The sequence below is a fragment of the Pseudomonas sp. GNP012 genome, from assembly GCF_054343835.1.
This window is the reverse complement of the sequence record NZ_JBTGUU010000001.1, coordinates 310,977-326,436: the sequence shown is the minus strand read 5'-3', so window position 1 is coordinate 326,436 and position 15,460 is coordinate 310,977. Positions and strand designations below refer to the sequence as shown.

The window sequence follows — 15,460 nt, the reverse complement described above, 5'->3', positions numbered from 1 at the left end:
GCATCAAGCGAGGACAATCACATGGAAACCATCAACTACACCAACGCTCGGGCACACCTGGCGCAAACCATGGACCGGGTGAATGAAGATCGCGCCCCGCTACTGGTAACCCGTCAGAAAGGCGAGCCGGTAGTGATGATGTCATTGGCCGAATACAACGCTCTCGAAGAGACAGCCTATCTGCTGCGCTCCCCCGCCAACGCTGAACGCCTGATCAAATCAATCGGTAACCTGCGAGCCGGCAAAACCAAAGCCAGGCAACTGATTGAAGAATGAATATCGAGTTCACTCCGGAAGCCTGGGACGATTATCTCTGGTTCCAGCAGAACGATAAGGCTGGGCTCAAACGTATCAACCTGTTGATCAAGGCTATCCAGCGTGAGCCCTTCGACGGTCTGGGGAAACCCGAACCGCTCAAGCATAACTTGAGCGGATTCTGGTCACGCCGGATTACGGCTGAACATCGCCTGGTCTACGCCGTTGAAGACGGCGAAATACGCGTCGTGATGTGCAGATACCATTACTGAGCAGAACTTCACCCCTCTTTCACCACACCACTCACCCCCCTGACAATCATCTCCACCTCCCGCCCATCAAGCGTCAGCGGCGGTAGCAGGCGAATGGTTTTCCCCCGCGTGACGTTGATCAGCAAGCCATGATCCCGCGCAGCGATCAGGCTCAGGTCGCGGATCGGTTGCTTGAGTTCAATGCCGATCATCAGCCCCAGACCACGGATCGCAATGACTTTCGGGTTGTCCGCCAACTCGGTGCGCAATCTGTCGAGCAGGCGCGCGCCCTGGAGCCGTGCGTTTTCCAGCAGCCCTTGTTCTTCAACGATATCCAGCACGGTGCACCCGACCCGGCAGGCCAATGGATTACCGCCGAAAGTGCTGCCGTGGCTGCCCGGCGTGAACAATTCGGCCGCCTTGCCACGGGCCAGGCAAGCGCCGATGGGCACGCCGTTGCCCAAGCCTTTGGCCAGGGTCATGACGTCCGGAACGATGCCTTCGTGCTGGAAGGCGAACCACTGGCCGGTGCGGCCGATGCCGGTCTGGATTTCATCGAGCATCAGCAGCCATGAGCGCCGATTGCACAGTTCGCGCACGGCCTTGAGATAACCCGGTGGCGCCAGTTGCACACCGCTTTCGCCCTGGATCGGCTCCATCAGTACCGCCACGATCCGCGAACCGTAAACCTGTTGCACCTTGTCCAGTGCATTGAGGTCGCCGAACGGCACTTTGACGAAATCCCCCGGCAGCTGATTGAACCCCAGGCGCACCGCCGGGCCATCGCTGGCCGACAAGGTGCCGAGGGTGCGCCCATGGAACGCGTTCTCCATGACCACCACCAGCGGTTGTTCGATACCTTTGTGCCAGCCGTGCAGCCGGGCGATTTTCAGTGCGGTTTCGTTGGCTTCGGCCCCGGAATTGTTGAAAAACGCCCGGTCCATGCCCGCCAGCCGCGTCAGTTTCTGCGCCAGCCGTTGTTGCCAGTCGATGCTGTAGAGGTTCGAGGTGTGCAGCAGCAACCCGGCCTGCTCGGTGATGGCGGCGACGATTTTCGGGTGGGAGTGGCCGACGTTGGTCACCGCCACACCGGCGACCGCATCCAGGTATTCGCGACCGGCCTGATCCCACAGGCGAGTGCCCAGGCCCTTGTCGAAACTCAGGGCCAGGGGTTGGTAAGTGCTCATCAGGCAGGCGGCGGTCATGACATCAAGCTCCAGCAAGGGTCGGTGTTTTTGCAGTATGGTTAGCCACCTGAGCTGGATAAACGCTGTAAAACTTCAATCATTTAAAAGCCGAGCTTGATAATGGATCTGTTCCAGGCAATGAGCGTTTACGTGAAAGTGGTGGAGACCGGCAGCATGACCGCCGCCGCTTTTCAGTGCGATATGTCCACTACCATGGTCGGCAACCACCTCAAGGCCCTGGAGCAGCGGCTGGGTGTGCGCCTGCTCAATCGCACGACGCGGCGTCAGCGGCTGACCGAGTTCGGCGTTGCGTATTACCAGCGTTGCCTGGAGGTGCTGGGGCTGGTGGCCGATTCCGAGCGTCTGGCCGAGCAGGCCCTCGACGAACCGAGCGGGACGCTGCGCATTACCGCTCCCCTGACCTTCGGCACCGAACGCCTGGCACCGGCACTGAGTGAGTTCAGCCGGCAAAACCCGCGGGTGAAACTCGACGTGGTACTGACCAACCGGCGCCCGGATCTGCTGGAAAACGGCCTGGACGTAGCCTTTCGCCTCGGCGCGCTGGAGCCCTCCAACCTGATCGCCCGCCCGCTGATCGACTACACCCTGACCATGTGCGCGTCACCGGACTATCTGGCCCGTCGCGGCACACCGCAAACGCCTGAAGACCTGCGACACCACGACTGCCTGTCCTTTGCCTATCCGGCCGGGGATGACTGGCAATCGGTGCAAAAGGAATGGCGCCTGGCCGGTCCCGAGGGCGAAGTCAGCGTGGGGGTCAGCGGGCCGATGCTGATCAACAGCTCGGCCGGTTTGCATCAGGCGGCGCGGACCGGCATGGGCATCGTGATGATGCCCGATGCCCTGGTCGAGCAGGACCTCAAGGACGGAAAACTGTTGGCCTTGATGCCCGATTACTGCCCGCCCAGCCGGCCGATGCACCTGGTCTATGCCCAGGATCGCCACCGTTTGCCGAAACTGCGACGCTTCGTGGAATTTGCCGTACAGATGTGGGGCAAGCACTAGTCGGCCGAACAGACATGCAGTCGCTGATCACCATTTACCTCCCCGCCTTCACCAGCACCGGCTGTTCCTGATAACGATTCGGGTACAGCAGCTTCAACTGCGCAACCTTCGGCAAATCATTGATCACGATGTACGGATAGGTCGGATGCTCGGTCAGGAAATCCTGATGTTCCTCCTCCGCCGGGTAGAAACCGTTGAAGGTTTCGAGTTTGGTGACGATCGGCTTGTCGAAGGCATGGGCGGCGTCGAGCTGGGCGATGTAGGCCTGTGCGACCCGCTGCTGCTCGGCACTTTTGGTAAAGATCGCCGAACGATACTGGGTGCCGGTGTCCGGTCCCTGGCGATTGAGTTCTGTCGGGTTGTGCGCCACTGAGAAGTAGATTTGCAGCAAGGTGCCGTAGCTGACCTGGCTTGGATCGAAAGTCACTTCGACAGACTCCGCATGGCCGGTATTGCCGTTGCTGACACGCTCGTATTGCGCCGTGTTGGCCGCGCCACCGGCGTAACCGGAAACCGCATTTTTCACACCTTTGACGTGCTGAAACACCCCTTGCACGCCCCAGAAACAACCGCCGGCGAACACCGCCGTTGCGCTTTGAGCCTGGGTGGTTTCATCGAGGGCCGGCGGCGGAATAACGACGGCTTCTTCAGCACCACTGAGAGAGAACGCCGAGCATGACCCGATAACGCCAACGGTGGCCAGTGCCAACAGCGTACGGCGCCAGGTGAGCAGGTTTTTCATGTGAGGAACTCCTGAATGATCCAAGGGGGCAGGCAGTCAAAAATCAGACGGTTCGGGGCTCGAACTTCATCGCCAGGCCGTTCATGCAGTAGCGCAGGCCGGTGGGTTTCGGGCCGTCATCGAAGACATGGCCCAGATGCCCGCCACAGCGCCGGCAGTGCACCTCTTCGCGGACCATGCCGAACGCACGGTCCTGACGGGTGGCCACGGCCTTGTCCAGCGGTGCCCAGAAACTCGGCCAGCCGGTGCGGCTGTCGAACTTGGTGGCCGAGGAAAACAGCGGCAGATCGCAACCGGCACAGACGAAAGTACCGTCGCGGTGCTCGTTGTTCAGCGGGCTGCTGTAGGCCCGTTCGGTGCCCTCCTCGCGAAGGATCTCGTACTGCTCGTCACTGAGAATCGCGTGCCATTCGCTGTCGCTGTGGGTCACTTCGAATGTTTCCGCTGCGCTGGCCTCACTGATCAAGGCCGAGCCTGTGGAAAACTTCGGCAACAGGCCGATCGCCAGAGCTGCAACGCCCAGCCCGCTGCTCGCCAGAAGAAATTGCCGTCGTGAAAACATGCTCGTCTCCAAAAATCCAGGGGTGTTTCATGGAACACAGCCTAGGCTTTGGGTGATCGCCAAATCCTCACGGGAAGTTAAACAATTCGTGATAACTCGGGTCTCGAAAAACCCGCACAATGGGTATGCCAACCTTGAACACTGCTATTCCTGTGGGAGCGGGCTTGCTCGCGAAGGCGGAGTGTCAGTCGATGGTGATACTGGCTGAGCTGACGCTTTCGCGAGCAAGCCCGCTCCCACAGTTTTTCTTGAACATAAGCCGAATGGCATGTGCTCATTGCACCGAAGGATTGATCTGGATGGAACAAACCAAACGCGTCCTCGTGGTCGAGGACGACCAGCACATCGCCGACCTGATCTGCCTGCATCTTCGCGATGAGCAGTTCGAGGTGGTGCACAGCGCCGATGGCGATGAAGGCATGCGCCTGCTGCAGCAAGGCAACTGGGACGCACTGGTCCTCGACCTGATGCTGCCCGGTGTCGACGGCCTGGAAATCTGCCGCCGCGCCCGGGCCATGGCGCGCTACACGCCGATCATCATCACCAGCGCGCGCTCCAGCGAAGTGCACCGGATTCTCGGCCTCGAACTGGGCGCCGACGACTATCTGGCCAAGCCCTTTTCCATGCTCGAACTGGTGGCCCGGGTCAAGGCGCTGCTGCGCCGGGTCGATGCCATGGCGCGCAACCTGAAGATGGACGCCGGCAGCCTGCTCACCGACGGCCTGGCGATCGACCCGATCATCCGCGAGGTGGCCCTCGACGGACGACGCCTGGACCTCACGCCCCGGGAGTTCGACTTGCTGTACTTCTTCGTCCGCCAGCCCGGCAAGGTGTTTTCGCGCATGGACCTGCTCAACGCCGTGTGGGGCTATAGCCACGAAGGCTACGAGCACACGGTCAACACCCACATCAACCGCCTGCGCGCCAAGATCGAGGCCGATCCGGCGCAACCTGTACGCATCCTCACTGTCTGGGGCCGCGGCTACAAATTCGCCACCGGGGAGGAGCCGCAACCATGAGGCTGACCCTGACGCAACGCCTGTCCCTGGTGTTCGCCGTGCTGCTGCTGGTGTGCTGCGGCACGTCGGCGTGGATGCAGGTGCGCTCCAACCAGATGCATGAACAGGAAGTGGTGCAAGGCTTGTCCCGGGACCTGGCGCAGCACATCGCCAGCGACACGGTGCTGATGGACACCCAGGGCCTGATGCCCAATGCCGTGCGTGATTTGTTCAGCAAGCTGATGCAGGTCAACCCCAGTGTCGAGGTGTACCTGCTCGACACCGAGGGCAAGATTATCGGCAGTGCAGCGCCCGAGGGCCGGATCCGTCGGGAGCGGGTCGACCTCGCGCCGATCCAGCGCCTGCTGCGGGGCGATCCGCTGCCGATTCCCGGCGACGACCCGCGCAGCGTCGATACGCGCAAGGTGTTCAGCGCAGCACCGCTGCAGGTGGATGGCAAGCCGGTGGGCTATCTCTACGTGGTGCTGCTCGGTGAGGATCACGACCGCCTGGCTGAACGCGGTGCAACCAGCGCAGCCCTCAACACAGCGCTGCTGTCCATCGGCCTGGTGGCATTGCTGTGCCTGATTGCCGGCCTCACCGCGTTTGCCCTGATCACCCGGCCGTTGCGCCGCTTGACCGAAACCGTCAGCCAGTTCGACATCGATGGCGTACCGGTCACGCCGGCCCTGCCCGTCGCGGTGGAAAAAGCCGCCAGCCACGATGAAATCGCCGTGCTCGATGCCGCGTTTCGGCAGATGCAGGCCCGCCTGGGCGAACAATGGCGTTCGTTGACCCGCCAGGACCAGGAGCGCCGCGAACTGGTGGCGAACATCTCCCACGACTTGCGCACGCCGCTGGCCTCGCTGCACGGCTATCTGGAAACCCTGTCGCTCAAGGACGCCACGCTGTCCCCTGCCGACCGCCGTCGCTACCTCGGCATCGCACTGGACCAGAGCCGCAAGGTCGGTGGTCTGGCGCAGTCGTTGCTGGAACTGGTGCGGCTGGAACACGGCTTCGTGCAGCCGGTGCTGGAGCGTTTTTCCCTGACCGACCTGGCTCAGGACATCTTCCAGAAATTCGAACTCACCGCCGAAGCGCGCCAGGTCGAACTCAAAGCCACGTTCGCGCCAAACGCCTCGGCGGCCTGCGCGGACCTCGGCTTGATCGAGCGGGTGCTGACCAACCTGTTCGACAATGCCCTGCGCCATACACCGTCAGGTGGAGACATCGAACTGGGCCTGCGCCCGCAAGGGGCATTCATCGAAGTCACGGTCAGCGACACCGGCCCCGGCATCGCCCCGGAACTGCGCGAAGGTTTGTTTCTGCGCCCGTTCAATATCGGCGGCGCACGGCGTGATGGCGGGTTGGGGCTGCGGATCGTGCATCGCATCCTGCAATTGCACGGGTGCGAGATTCAGTTGATCGATGTGCCGGGGCGGGGGGCGACCTTTCGGTTTTCGTTGCCGATCGATGAAGAGACAGCGTCGGCGCTGGCGGTGCGGTCGATGAACCTAAATACACCGAGGCAGGCCTGACAGACCGCGGCGCCTGCTTCGCGAGCAAGCCCGCTCCCACATTTGGAATGCATTCCCCTGTGGGAGCGGGCTTGCTCGCGAAGAGGCCGGCTCAAACAACACAGGATCTGGATCAGTCGCGATAACCCGGCGCCACTCGATCCAGCATTCGCAACAAGGCCGCCCAGGCCAGTTGCATGGCATCCGGGTCATCGAACTCGCCCTCATCCAACGGCCGCCCCGGATCATTGAACTGCCGCTCGGTGTGCGCGCAGACCTCGTGCGACGGCAGAACAACTTCACCGGCAGCTTGCGCGGCCAACTGGATTTCGCAGGCTTTTTCCAGGTAGTACATGCGCAGGAACGCCTGGCTCACCGTTTCGCCCACCGTCAGCAACCCGTGGTTGCGCAGCATCATCACCGGCTTGTCGCCCAAGTCTGCCACCAGCCGTTGCTGCTCGCTCAAGTCCAGCGCCACCCCTTCGTAGTCGTGATAGGCAACACGGCCGTAGAACTCCATGGAAATCTGATTGACCGGCAACAACCCGCACTTCAACGCCGCCACCGCACACCCGGATCTGGTGTGGGTGTGCAGCACGCACTGCGCGTCTTCTCGAGCGCCATGGATCGCACTGTGAATCACGAAACCCGCCGGATTGACCGGGTACGGCGATGGCTCCACAGCGTGGCCATCGAGGTCGATTTTCACCAGGTTCGACGCGGTGATTTCGTCGAACATCAGCCCGTAGGGGTTGATCAGAAAGTGATGCTCCGGCCCCGGAATGCGCACCGAAATGTGGGTGAAGATCAAATCGGTCATGCGAAAGTGCGCAATCAAGCGATAGCAGGCCGCCAATTCCTCACGCAGATGTTGCTCTGTCGATGTCATACCCCGGCAACCTCTTTCACAGTGCAATCTTCCAGCCCTTGCCCCAATGCCTCCCAGCCATCGAAACCCCGGCGAGCGATGAACACCAGGCGTGTGGTGTTGGCCAGGGCGTCATCCAGCGCCGGCAGAAACTGACTGCGGGTGCCGACATGTTGCAGCCAGTGCGCCGTGCTGCCCGGCGTCAGCAACACCAGGCCTTTGACCCGGAATACATCACTGGGCAACGCCCTCAACCAGCCACGCAAGCACTCGACGTCGAGGGCCGCGTTGCTCTGCCACAACCAGCTGCTGAACATCTCGCCGTGATCGCTATCGGACACCCGGGTCAGCGGTTTCTGCGCCCGAGGCTCAAGGTCCAGATCGGTATCCAGCCACAACGCATCGGGCAACTCGGCTTGCACACTTTCATGCACACGCGTCCTGGCGCCCAGCGCATCGCGCAAGGCCTGCAACTGCGCCTCATCGACCAGATCGGTCTTGTTCAGCAGCAGCAAGTCGGCAGCGGCCGCCTGCGCCCGAGCCAGGCGCGCGTATTCACCGTCGAGTTGCAGATGGCGGGTGGCGTCGACCACTGTAATCACCATATCCAGTTGCATCTGGCTGCGCAGCTGTGGATAAGCCAGGGTCTGCACAATGCGCTGCGGATCGGACACACCGCTGCACTCGATGACGATGCGCTCCAACCTTGGTTCAAGCTGCGCCAGGCTGGCGAGTTGCGCCAGCAGGTCTTCCTGCACCGTGCAGCAGATGCAGCCGTTCTGCAGGCTGTACACCGCGTCGGTGACTTCGGAAACGATGGCCGCATCGATGTTCAGCTCGCCGAAATCGTTGACGATCACCGCCAGCCGACTGCCTTCGGCACGGCGCACCATACGGTTGAGTAGTGTGGTTTTACCGGCGCCGAGAAACCCCGACACCACGGTCACGGCGATACGTGGGGAAGTCATTCTGCCTTGCCCTCCAGCACCGGTGGCTCGCCCTGCCAGACGGCTTTGAGGCCGACGGCTTCCAGCGTTGAGTGGCGGTCGTAGACCAGTTGCCCTTCAACGAAGGTCAGCAGCACCTGGGTCTTGTGGATGTAGTTGCGTGCCGGTGCAGCGAACAGGTCGCGGTCGATGACGATCAGGTCCGCCGATTTGCCCACTTGCAGGCTGCCGGTGCTGTGTTCCAGGCCCATGGCCACTGCGCCGTTGCTGGTGATCACAGTCAGCGCCTGCTCGAGGCTGATCGGGTCGCCGAAGCAAGCCGGGTCGTCGTTCCACGGGTTCTGCCGGGTGATCATGGTTTCCAGCGCCAGCCACGGATCGATGGACGCCACCGGCCAGTCGGTGCCCATCACCGCAGTGCCGCCGGCGGCGAGCACACCTTTGAAATCGTAGATGCGCTTGAGGCGTTCCTGGCCGTAACCGGAACGCGCACCGCTGGCGAACGGCGTCGGGTACCAGGCGGCCGGGGAAAACTCGGCGATGACATTCAGCTCCTTGAAGCGCGGCAGGTTGCCGGGGTGCAGCAAGGTGCTGTGAGCGCACTGGTGACGCACACCGCTGAAACCGTTGCGACGACGGGCCTCGGCCACGGCATCGAGGAACACGTCGGACGCGCCGTCACCGGTGCAGTGGGCGATCACGCGGATGCCCTTGCGGTCCATGTCCACCACCATGTCGGTGATGTGTTCCGGAGTCAGGTTGAGCTTGCCGCGCCAGCTCGACTCCTGCGGCCACGGGGTCAGCAGGTACGAAGACTTCGGCTCCACGGTGCCGTCGAAGTGGAACTTCACCGCGTTGGCGCTCAGGCGCGCGCTGCGGTAGTAGTGACGTTCGCCGGCCAGCAGCTCCCAGCGACGACGCACCGGGAAGATGTCGTCCTGCCAACTGATCGCCGCTTCGATGCGCACCGTCAGTTCGCCGCTGTCGTCGAGTTCCTTGAGGGCTTGCAAACGCTGTTCGCAGACGTGCACGTATTTGCTCGCCGTGACGCCGCGCGAACTCTGGAAGTGCACGCCATCGCGGTAGGCGCGACGCAACACGCTGACCGGTGTCGGTGGCATGGCGGCGTGGATCATCGCGTAGGCACCGTCGATCATCAGGCCGGTGGGTTCGCCGCTCAGCTCGTCACGCTCGAAATAACCGTTGCGCGGGTCGGACGTGTGGCGGTCGATGCCGGCCAGTTCCAGGGCCTTGGAGTTGACCATCATGGTGCCCCACATGCGGTCGAGCAGTGCCACCGGGCGGTCCGGCATGACGCTGTCGAGCCACTCGCGGCCCGGGGTCAGGCCGGCCTCACGGAAGGTGTAGCGCACCCAGTACTGGCCGTAGATCCAGCCGTCGCCGGGATGGCTGTCGGCGTAGGCGAGGATGCTTTCGCGCAGCTGCTCCGGGGTCGGGTCTTCGATGCCGACGTCGAGGTCATCGGCGTAGCGTGGTGCCAACGCGAGGTCGGGGTGCGTGTGCATGTCGTGCAGGCCCGGCATGCAGAATGCGCCTTGCAGGTCGTGCACGCGAGTGGTCGGGCCCTTGAACATCTCGATCTGGCCGAGGCTGGCGACTGCGATCAACTTGCCGTCGCGGATGGCCACGGCCTCGGCCCACGGGTTGGCCGGGTCCTGGGTGTAGATACGCCCGTTGGCCAGGATCAGGTCGGCGTAGGTCCCCTGCACGGAATGGGTAGAGGAAAAGTTATCGGACTCAGCCATGTAAGCCACCTTTGAGTTCAGGAGATTGAAAGGTCTGCCGGACGATCTACGTTTCGGCCACCTGAAAAAATTGTTGTTGTTTTAGTCAGCCAGAAACATGGCGACGTCGACCTCGATCATCACCGGCTCATCGCTACTGCCGAGTTGCCCCAGCAGCTCGCGCAAGCCGTCCAAATCACGTGCCCGGTGATGGCTGACGTGGCAGCTTTGCGCCAGCGCAGCGAAGTCCGGCGTGAGGATGTCCACCCCCAGCAACGGCACCGCCTTGGCGTTCATGTAGTCGCGGATTTCGGCGTAGCTGCTGTTGTTCCACAGCAGCAGGATCACGCCGACGCCGGCCTCTTTGGCGGCGATCAGTTCGGCGCTGGAAAACTGCAAGCCACCGTCGCCGACCAACGCCACCACCGGTCGCAGGGGTTGGGCCAGCTTGGCGCCGATGGCGGCGGGCAAACCGTAGCCGAGGGTGCCGTAGCCGCTGCCGGCGTTGAACCAGCTATTGGGGGTTGGCGCCCGGTAGCCGAGAGCGCCCTGGTACACCGGTTGGGTCGAATCGCCGACGATCAGTGGCTGCGGCAAGTGATCGCGCAGGGTATCGAGCAGCGTTTGCATACGTGATTGTCTGGCGCTCCAGCCGGCGTGTTCGAGGGCGTTGACCTGGGTCACTCGCTCAGCCGCCCAGGCTGGATCGGCCTGGCGTTGCGGCAGGCGATCGAGCAACAAAAGCAAGCCTTGCCCGGCATCTCCCAACAAGCCGACCGTGGCCGCTTGTACGCCGAGTATTTGCATGGGGTCGATGTCCAGGCGAATCAGCGGTGCCTTGAACTGCACAGGGCCAAGACCGAAAAAGTCGTAGTCGGTTTCCCCGAGTTCGGTGCCGACGGCCAGCACCAGGTCGGCCTCGGCAAACAGTTCGCGACCATGGGCCGAGGACTGCACACCGTCGAGCAACAAAGGATGTTCGGGGGCCAGCAAACCGCGGGCATTGGTGGTCAGCGCCACGGGGGCCTGCAGGCGTTCGGCGAGTGCGGTCAGGGCTTCACTGGCCCGGCGCGCGCCACCACCGGCGAGAATCAAGGGACGCTTGGCGTTGTTGATCAGGGCCACGGCGTCATCAATGGCTTGCGGCGCAGGGGCCGGCGCGGCAGGCAATGAACGCGCACGCAAGTCCAGCCCGTCGGCAGACATCTCCAGCACATCCAGCGGAATCTCGATGTGCACCGGCCGCGGCCGCGTACAGCCGAACAAGGCAAAGGCCCGTGCCAGCACTTCCGGCAATTGCGACGGGTGTTGCAGCGTATGGCTGAAGGCACAGACCCCGGCGACCAGCGCGCGCTGATCCGGCATTTCATGCAGGTGGCCATGGCCCAGGCGCAGGTGTTCGCGACGGTTGCAGGTGGAAATCACCAGCATCGGCACCGAGTCGGCATAGGCCTGGCCCATGGCGGTGATGATGTTGGTCATGCCCGGTCCGGTGATGATGAAGCACACCCCGGGTTTGCCGCTGGCACGGGCATAACCGTCCGCCATGAACCCGGCGCCCTGCTCGTGGCGCGGGCTGATGTGCTTCAGGCGACTGTCGTGCAGGCCACGATACAACTCGACGGTGTGCACGCCGGGAATACCGAAGACGGTTTCAACACCATAGCCTTCCAGCAACTGAACGAGCGCCTCGGCACAACGGGTCATGCAGCACCTCTTGGATAAGGGGCCAGCTCGGCCCAACGACGAATGGGGCTAGTATTGTTGAATCAACCGATACAACAATCGATTTTTTTTGGCCTGACTGTTCGATTTACGTCACCATATCTACCGCTCAAAACCATAACGGGATGATTTATGCGTTTTCCTTCGATGACAGCCCTTCGTGCGCTGGATGCGGTTGCCCGTCTGGGTAGCGTGTCGGTCGCGGCCCGTGAACTGAACCTGACCCGCAGCGCCATCAGCCACCAGATCAGCAAGCTGGAGGAGTGCGTCGGTTTCGCCCTGACCGAGCGCATTGGCCGAGGCATCGGCCTGACGTATCAGGGCGAACGCTATGCGCGGGAAGTGCACGGGATTCTGTTGAACCTGCTCGACGCCGGACAGTTGGTCGACGACCAGGAAATCTCCGGGCGGCTGTGCGTCAGTTGCGCGCCGGGGTTCGCCACCTATTGGTTGTGCCACCACATCGGTGCGTTTCTGCGCCAGTACCCGCAAGTGCAACTCCAGCTGATTTCGCCCCGCACGCCGGATGACGTAAATAACCCGGCTGCCGACCTGTGCATCGCCTACGGGATTGGCGACTGGCCGGAAATGATCGTCGAGGAGATCGTGGCATTGCGTTTCTTTCCGGTGTGCAGCCCGCGCCTGATCAACGCCTTGGGCGGCCTGAAAAGCCCGCAGGAACTGAGCAGCTACCCCTTGCTGCACATGACCGACTACTCGGACTGGCGCGTGTGGCTGACCGCCGCGGGGGCTTCCGGGGTCAATGCGACGAGCGGCATCCTGTTCTCCGATGCGCACTGCGCCCAGTCCGCGTGCATTGCCGGCCAGGGCATCGCCATCGGTGACAACCTGATCAGCGGTGACGCGTTATCCAAGGGTTTGCTGGTGCGCCCGTTCGACATCACCATCGATTTGCACCGTGGCTACTACCTGGCGGCAGACCCGCAAAAGGCCGACCGCGCCGTGGTCCAGGCCTTCGGCAACTGGATCAAGACCCAGCTGCAATCGTCCCGTCAGACCTGGCAGGACACCCTGTAAAAGCTCACTGAATTTCCCTGTGGGAGCGGGCTTGCTCGCGAAAGCAGTGTGTCAGTCACCAAAAAAGTTGAATGTGACGCCGCCTTCGCGAGCAAGCCCGCTCCCACAGGGAAAGGCTCTGTTTCAGGGCCTTTGGGCTGCATGGAATCCCCGGCCCATTTGTTCAATAAAACTAACCAATACGAGCAAAATAATTCCATTGATGTAGCGATATTTTTAACAATAATAAGCCCAAAGCCCATTTCGGATTCGCATCCGTCCTCGTACGTCTTATGGGCAATAAAAAGAGGAACCTCATTGTGTCCAGCCGTTCAGCGATCCAGCTCAGCGCTCAAGGTATCAGCCAGTATTACGGCCGTTTCGCGGCGCTGGATAACGTCGATCTCGACGTTCGCCAAGGTGAATTTCTTACCCTGCTGGGTCCGTCCGGCTCGGGCAAAACCACCTTGCTGATGATTCTGGCCGGTTTCCTCAGCCCGACCTCGGGCAAGCTGATGGAGCAAGGTGTCGACATCATCCGGCGCTCCGCCGAAAAGCGGAACTACGGCATGGTGTTCCAGGGTTATGCGCTGTTCCCGCACATGAGCGTGGCCGACAACGTGGCCTACCCGCTGCGCATCCGCAAAGTCCCCGTTGAAGAACGCAATCGCCGGGTCAAGCACATCCTTGAAGTGGTCGGCCTCGGTGCACACATGCACAAGAAACCCGCCGAGATGTCCGGCGGCCAGCAGCAGCGCGTGGCGATTGCCCGGGCGCTGGTGTTCGAACCGGAACTGCTGCTGCTCGACGAGCCACTGTCGGCGCTGGACAAGAACCTGCGCGAACAACTGCAAACCGAGCTGCAACGCATCCACCGTCAGGTCGGTACCAGTTTCGTGTTCGTCACCCACGACCAGAACGAAGCATTGGCGCTGTCCTCGCGCATCGCGATTTTCAACCACGGCAAGCTGACCCAGGTCGACACCCCGGAAAACATCTACAACCGCCCCGAGAGCCGTTTCGTCGCCGAGTTCCTGGGCAAGATGAACCTGTTCCCGCTGGACAACCTGACCCGCAACGGCCAGATCGCCAGCGGCCGCTGCGGCACCAGCGTATTGCATGCCCAGGCGCCGAACGCACTGAGTGCGGCAGCGATCGTGCTGGCCGTGCGCCCAGAGCACATGGAGCTGCACAGCGAGTGCCCGACCAGGGAGGGCTACAACGTGATGCCCGCGCAACTCACCGACAAGGTTTATCAAGGCTCCAGCACCCATCTGGCGCTCAAGGTCGGCGGCGACACGCTGCCGATCAACCTGTCCGTACCGGGCAATCACCCGGGCGCGTCGATGCCCGGCGGTGCGCCGGTGTGGCTGAGCTGGCCGGTGCAGCAAAGCTTCCTGCTACAGGCCTGAACCGCAAAAAACTGCGTCACAAAGCTCTCTTCCAATGACAACAAAAAGGCCGGTGCCCATGCAGGCACCCGCCAACTGAGGACTTGCCCATGCGCCAGGATCACCAACAAGACTGCATCGAAGTGCTTATCGAAAAGGCCCGCGACGGTCAGATCAACCGCCGCACCTTCATCCAGGCCATGGGCCTGCTGGCCGCGGTGCCATTGGCGCTGCGCAGCGGCATCAGCTGGTCGGCGGACAAGCCGCTGGTGGTGGTCAACTGGGGCGGCGACGCCCTGAACGCGTTCCGCTCGGCGTGGACCGACACCTTCACCAAAAACACCGGCATCCAGGTACGTATCGACGGTGCCGGCCCGACCGAAGGGGCCATCCGCTCGCAGCTGGCCAGCGGCCAACCGAGCTGGGACGTGGTCGACGTCGAGAGCTACAGTGCCATCGTGCTGGGCCGGGAAAAGATCCTGCAGCCACTGGACTACAACACCATCAAGCGCGATCAGGTGGCCCCGGCGCTCTCCTCCGATTACGGCATCGCCAGCTACCAGTTCAGCTACGTGATGGCCTGGGACAGCGAAAAATTCGGTGAAAACGGGCCCAAGACCTGGGCCGATTTCTGGGATGTGAAGAAATTCCCCGGCAAGCGCACGCTGTACAAGTGGATGAACGGCATGCTCGAAGCGGCGTTGCTGGCCGACGGCGTTCCAGCTGATCAGTTGTACCCGCTGGACGTGCCACGGGCCCTGAAGAAGATCGACGAGATCAAGCCGCACGTCTTGTCGTTCTGGAGTTCGGGTGCCGAGAGCCAGCAACTGATGGTCGACGGCGAGGTGTCGGTGGGTGCGATCTGGCACACCCGCGCCAAGCTGCTCAGCGAAGACACCGACAACCGCGTGCGCTGGAGCTTCGACAACGGCTTCATCAACTCCAGCAGTTGGGCGGTATTGAACGGCAACCCCGGCGGCACTCAACCGACCATGCAGTTCATCCAGCAAGCCTTGCAACCCGAAGGCCAGCTCAAGCTGTTCGAACTGCTGGGCAACGGGCCGTCCAACAGCGCCACGGAAAAGCTGATGTCGGCCAAGCAACTGGAAGCCAACTGCGCCTCCGAAGAAAACCTGAAAAAGCAGATCGCTCTCAACGCCCAGTGGTACGCCGACAACTACTCCAAAGCCCTGGAAGAGTACCTGACGCGGTTGTCCAAGTGAGCCTGT

Annotated in this window: 15 protein-coding genes; 8 read left to right on the top strand and 7 right to left on the bottom strand. The window is 62.2% G+C overall.

The features are described from left to right. Nucleotides 1–21: 21 nt before the first annotated feature. Complete coding sequence (locus ACXX83_RS01430) at nucleotides 22–276, top strand: type II toxin-antitoxin system prevent-host-death family antitoxin (RefSeq protein WP_057716335.1); 255 nt, start codon at nucleotides 22–24, stop codon at nucleotides 274–276. Then, on the top strand, nucleotides 273–527 hold the full coding sequence (locus ACXX83_RS01425; protein WP_015093589.1) for a Txe/YoeB family addiction module toxin: 255 nt from the start codon (nucleotides 273–275) through the stop codon (nucleotides 525–527). The genes ACXX83_RS01430 and ACXX83_RS01425 overlap by 4 nt, the downstream gene beginning before the upstream one ends. Nucleotides 528–535: 8 nt before the next feature. Here the strand turns inward: ACXX83_RS01425 and ACXX83_RS01420 are convergent, their stop codons facing one another. After that, nucleotides 536–1,711 (bottom strand): aspartate aminotransferase family protein, encoded by a 1,176-nt coding sequence (locus ACXX83_RS01420; protein WP_458547397.1) that lies wholly within the window; start codon nucleotides 1,709–1,711, stop codon nucleotides 536–538. Nucleotides 1,712–1,813: 102 nt separating this feature from the next. On the opposite strand from ACXX83_RS01420, the gene ACXX83_RS01415 reads away from it, so the two are divergent. Then, nucleotides 1,814–2,719: a LysR family transcriptional regulator gene (locus ACXX83_RS01415; RefSeq protein ID WP_095965808.1), complete on the top strand. Its 906-nt coding sequence runs from the start codon at nucleotides 1,814–1,816 to the stop codon at nucleotides 2,717–2,719. A gap of 34 nt (nucleotides 2,720–2,753) precedes the next feature. On the opposite strand, the gene msrA is transcribed toward ACXX83_RS01415, so the two are convergent. Beyond that, complete coding sequence (msrA, locus tag ACXX83_RS01410; RefSeq protein WP_458547396.1) at nucleotides 2,754–3,461, bottom strand: peptide-methionine (S)-S-oxide reductase MsrA; 708 nt, start codon at nucleotides 3,459–3,461, stop codon at nucleotides 2,754–2,756. Nucleotides 3,462–3,504: 43 nt separating this feature from the next. Beyond that, on the bottom strand, nucleotides 3,505–4,023 hold the full coding sequence (msrB, locus tag ACXX83_RS01405) for a peptide-methionine (R)-S-oxide reductase MsrB (RefSeq protein WP_015093585.1): 519 nt from the start codon (nucleotides 4,021–4,023) through the stop codon (nucleotides 3,505–3,507). 299 nt (nucleotides 4,024–4,322) lie between these two features. On the opposite strand from msrB, the gene ACXX83_RS01400 reads away from it, so the two are divergent. Together ACXX83_RS01400 and ACXX83_RS01395 are read left to right on the top strand one after the other, a co-directional pair. Then, entirely contained in the window at nucleotides 4,323–5,042 is a 720-nt protein-coding gene (locus ACXX83_RS01400; RefSeq protein WP_458547395.1) for a response regulator transcription factor, read from the top strand. After that, nucleotides 5,039–6,559: a sensor histidine kinase gene (locus tag ACXX83_RS01395; protein WP_458547394.1), complete on the top strand. Its 1,521-nt coding sequence runs from the start codon at nucleotides 5,039–5,041 to the stop codon at nucleotides 6,557–6,559. The genes ACXX83_RS01400 and ACXX83_RS01395 overlap by 4 nt, the downstream gene beginning before the upstream one ends. A 112-nt stretch (nucleotides 6,560–6,671) precedes the next feature. Here the strand turns inward: ACXX83_RS01395 and ACXX83_RS01390 are convergent, their stop codons facing one another. From ACXX83_RS01390 to ACXX83_RS01375, 4 genes are all read right to left on the bottom strand, one after another. Continuing rightward, on the bottom strand, nucleotides 6,672–7,427 hold the full coding sequence (locus ACXX83_RS01390) for a class II aldolase/adducin family protein (RefSeq protein ID WP_458547393.1): 756 nt from the start codon (nucleotides 7,425–7,427) through the stop codon (nucleotides 6,672–6,674). Continuing rightward, nucleotides 7,424–8,374, bottom strand: a complete 951-nt coding sequence (locus tag ACXX83_RS01385; RefSeq protein WP_458547392.1) for a CobW family GTP-binding protein — start codon at nucleotides 8,372–8,374, stop codon at nucleotides 7,424–7,426. The genes ACXX83_RS01390 and ACXX83_RS01385 overlap by 4 nt, the downstream gene beginning before the upstream one ends. Continuing rightward, a complete protein-coding gene (locus tag ACXX83_RS01380; protein WP_458547391.1) occupies nucleotides 8,371–10,119 on the bottom strand; it encodes an amidohydrolase in 1,749 nt (582 codons plus the stop codon). Before ACXX83_RS01380 ends, ACXX83_RS01385 begins: the two co-directional genes overlap by 4 nt. Before the next feature lie 81 nt (nucleotides 10,120–10,200). After that, nucleotides 10,201–11,805, bottom strand: coding sequence for a 5-guanidino-2-oxopentanoate decarboxylase (locus tag ACXX83_RS01375; RefSeq protein WP_458547390.1), 1,605 nt, complete (start codon nucleotides 11,803–11,805; stop codon nucleotides 10,201–10,203). Between the two features lie 150 nt (nucleotides 11,806–11,955). On the opposite strand from ACXX83_RS01375, the gene ACXX83_RS01370 reads away from it, so the two are divergent. The 3 genes from ACXX83_RS01370 (at nucleotide 11,956) to ACXX83_RS01360 (ending at nucleotide 15,454) form a co-directional block, all read left to right on the top strand. Next, entirely contained in the window at nucleotides 11,956–12,861 is a 906-nt protein-coding gene (locus ACXX83_RS01370; RefSeq protein WP_015093578.1) for a LysR substrate-binding domain-containing protein, read from the top strand. Between the two features lie 299 nt (nucleotides 12,862–13,160). After that, entirely contained in the window at nucleotides 13,161–14,252 is a 1,092-nt protein-coding gene (locus ACXX83_RS01365; RefSeq protein ID WP_015093577.1) for an ABC transporter ATP-binding protein, read from the top strand. Between the two features lie 89 nt (nucleotides 14,253–14,341). Beyond that, nucleotides 14,342–15,454, top strand: coding sequence for an ABC transporter substrate-binding protein (locus ACXX83_RS01360; protein WP_458547389.1), 1,113 nt, complete (start codon nucleotides 14,342–14,344; stop codon nucleotides 15,452–15,454). Nucleotides 15,455–15,460: the final 6 nt, after the last annotated feature.

Excerpts from the sequence above, each read along its gene's own strand:
- ACXX83_RS01430 (WP_057716335.1), top strand. The coding sequence starts at position 22 with ATGGAAACCATCAACTACACCAACGCTCGGGCACACCTGGCGCAAACC.
- ACXX83_RS01425 (WP_015093589.1), top strand. The coding sequence starts at position 273 with ATGAATATCGAGTTCACTCCGGAAGCCTGGGACGATTATCTCTGGTTC.
- ACXX83_RS01420 (WP_458547397.1), bottom strand. The coding sequence starts at position 1,711 with ATGACCGCCGCCTGCCTGATGAGCACTTACCAACCCCTGGCCCTGAGT.
- ACXX83_RS01415 (WP_095965808.1), top strand. The coding sequence starts at position 1,814 with ATGGATCTGTTCCAGGCAATGAGCGTTTACGTGAAAGTGGTGGAGACC.
- msrA (WP_458547396.1), bottom strand. The coding sequence starts at position 3,461 with ATGAAAAACCTGCTCACCTGGCGCCGTACGCTGTTGGCACTGGCCACC.
- msrB (WP_015093585.1), bottom strand. The coding sequence starts at position 4,023 with ATGTTTTCACGACGGCAATTTCTTCTGGCGAGCAGCGGGCTGGGCGTT.
- ACXX83_RS01400 (WP_458547395.1), top strand. The coding sequence starts at position 4,323 with ATGGAACAAACCAAACGCGTCCTCGTGGTCGAGGACGACCAGCACATC.
- ACXX83_RS01395 (WP_458547394.1), top strand. The coding sequence starts at position 5,039 with ATGAGGCTGACCCTGACGCAACGCCTGTCCCTGGTGTTCGCCGTGCTG.
- ACXX83_RS01390 (WP_458547393.1), bottom strand. The coding sequence starts at position 7,427 with ATGACATCGACAGAGCAACATCTGCGTGAGGAATTGGCGGCCTGCTAT.
- ACXX83_RS01385 (WP_458547392.1), bottom strand. The coding sequence starts at position 8,374 with ATGACTTCCCCACGTATCGCCGTGACCGTGGTGTCGGGGTTTCTCGGC.
- ACXX83_RS01380 (WP_458547391.1), bottom strand. The coding sequence starts at position 10,119 with ATGGCTGAGTCCGATAACTTTTCCTCTACCCATTCCGTGCAGGGGACC.
- ACXX83_RS01375 (WP_458547390.1), bottom strand. The coding sequence starts at position 11,805 with ATGACCCGTTGTGCCGAGGCGCTCGTTCAGTTGCTGGAAGGCTATGGT.
- ACXX83_RS01370 (WP_015093578.1), top strand. The coding sequence starts at position 11,956 with ATGCGTTTTCCTTCGATGACAGCCCTTCGTGCGCTGGATGCGGTTGCC.
- ACXX83_RS01360 (WP_458547389.1), top strand. The coding sequence starts at position 14,342 with ATGCGCCAGGATCACCAACAAGACTGCATCGAAGTGCTTATCGAAAAG.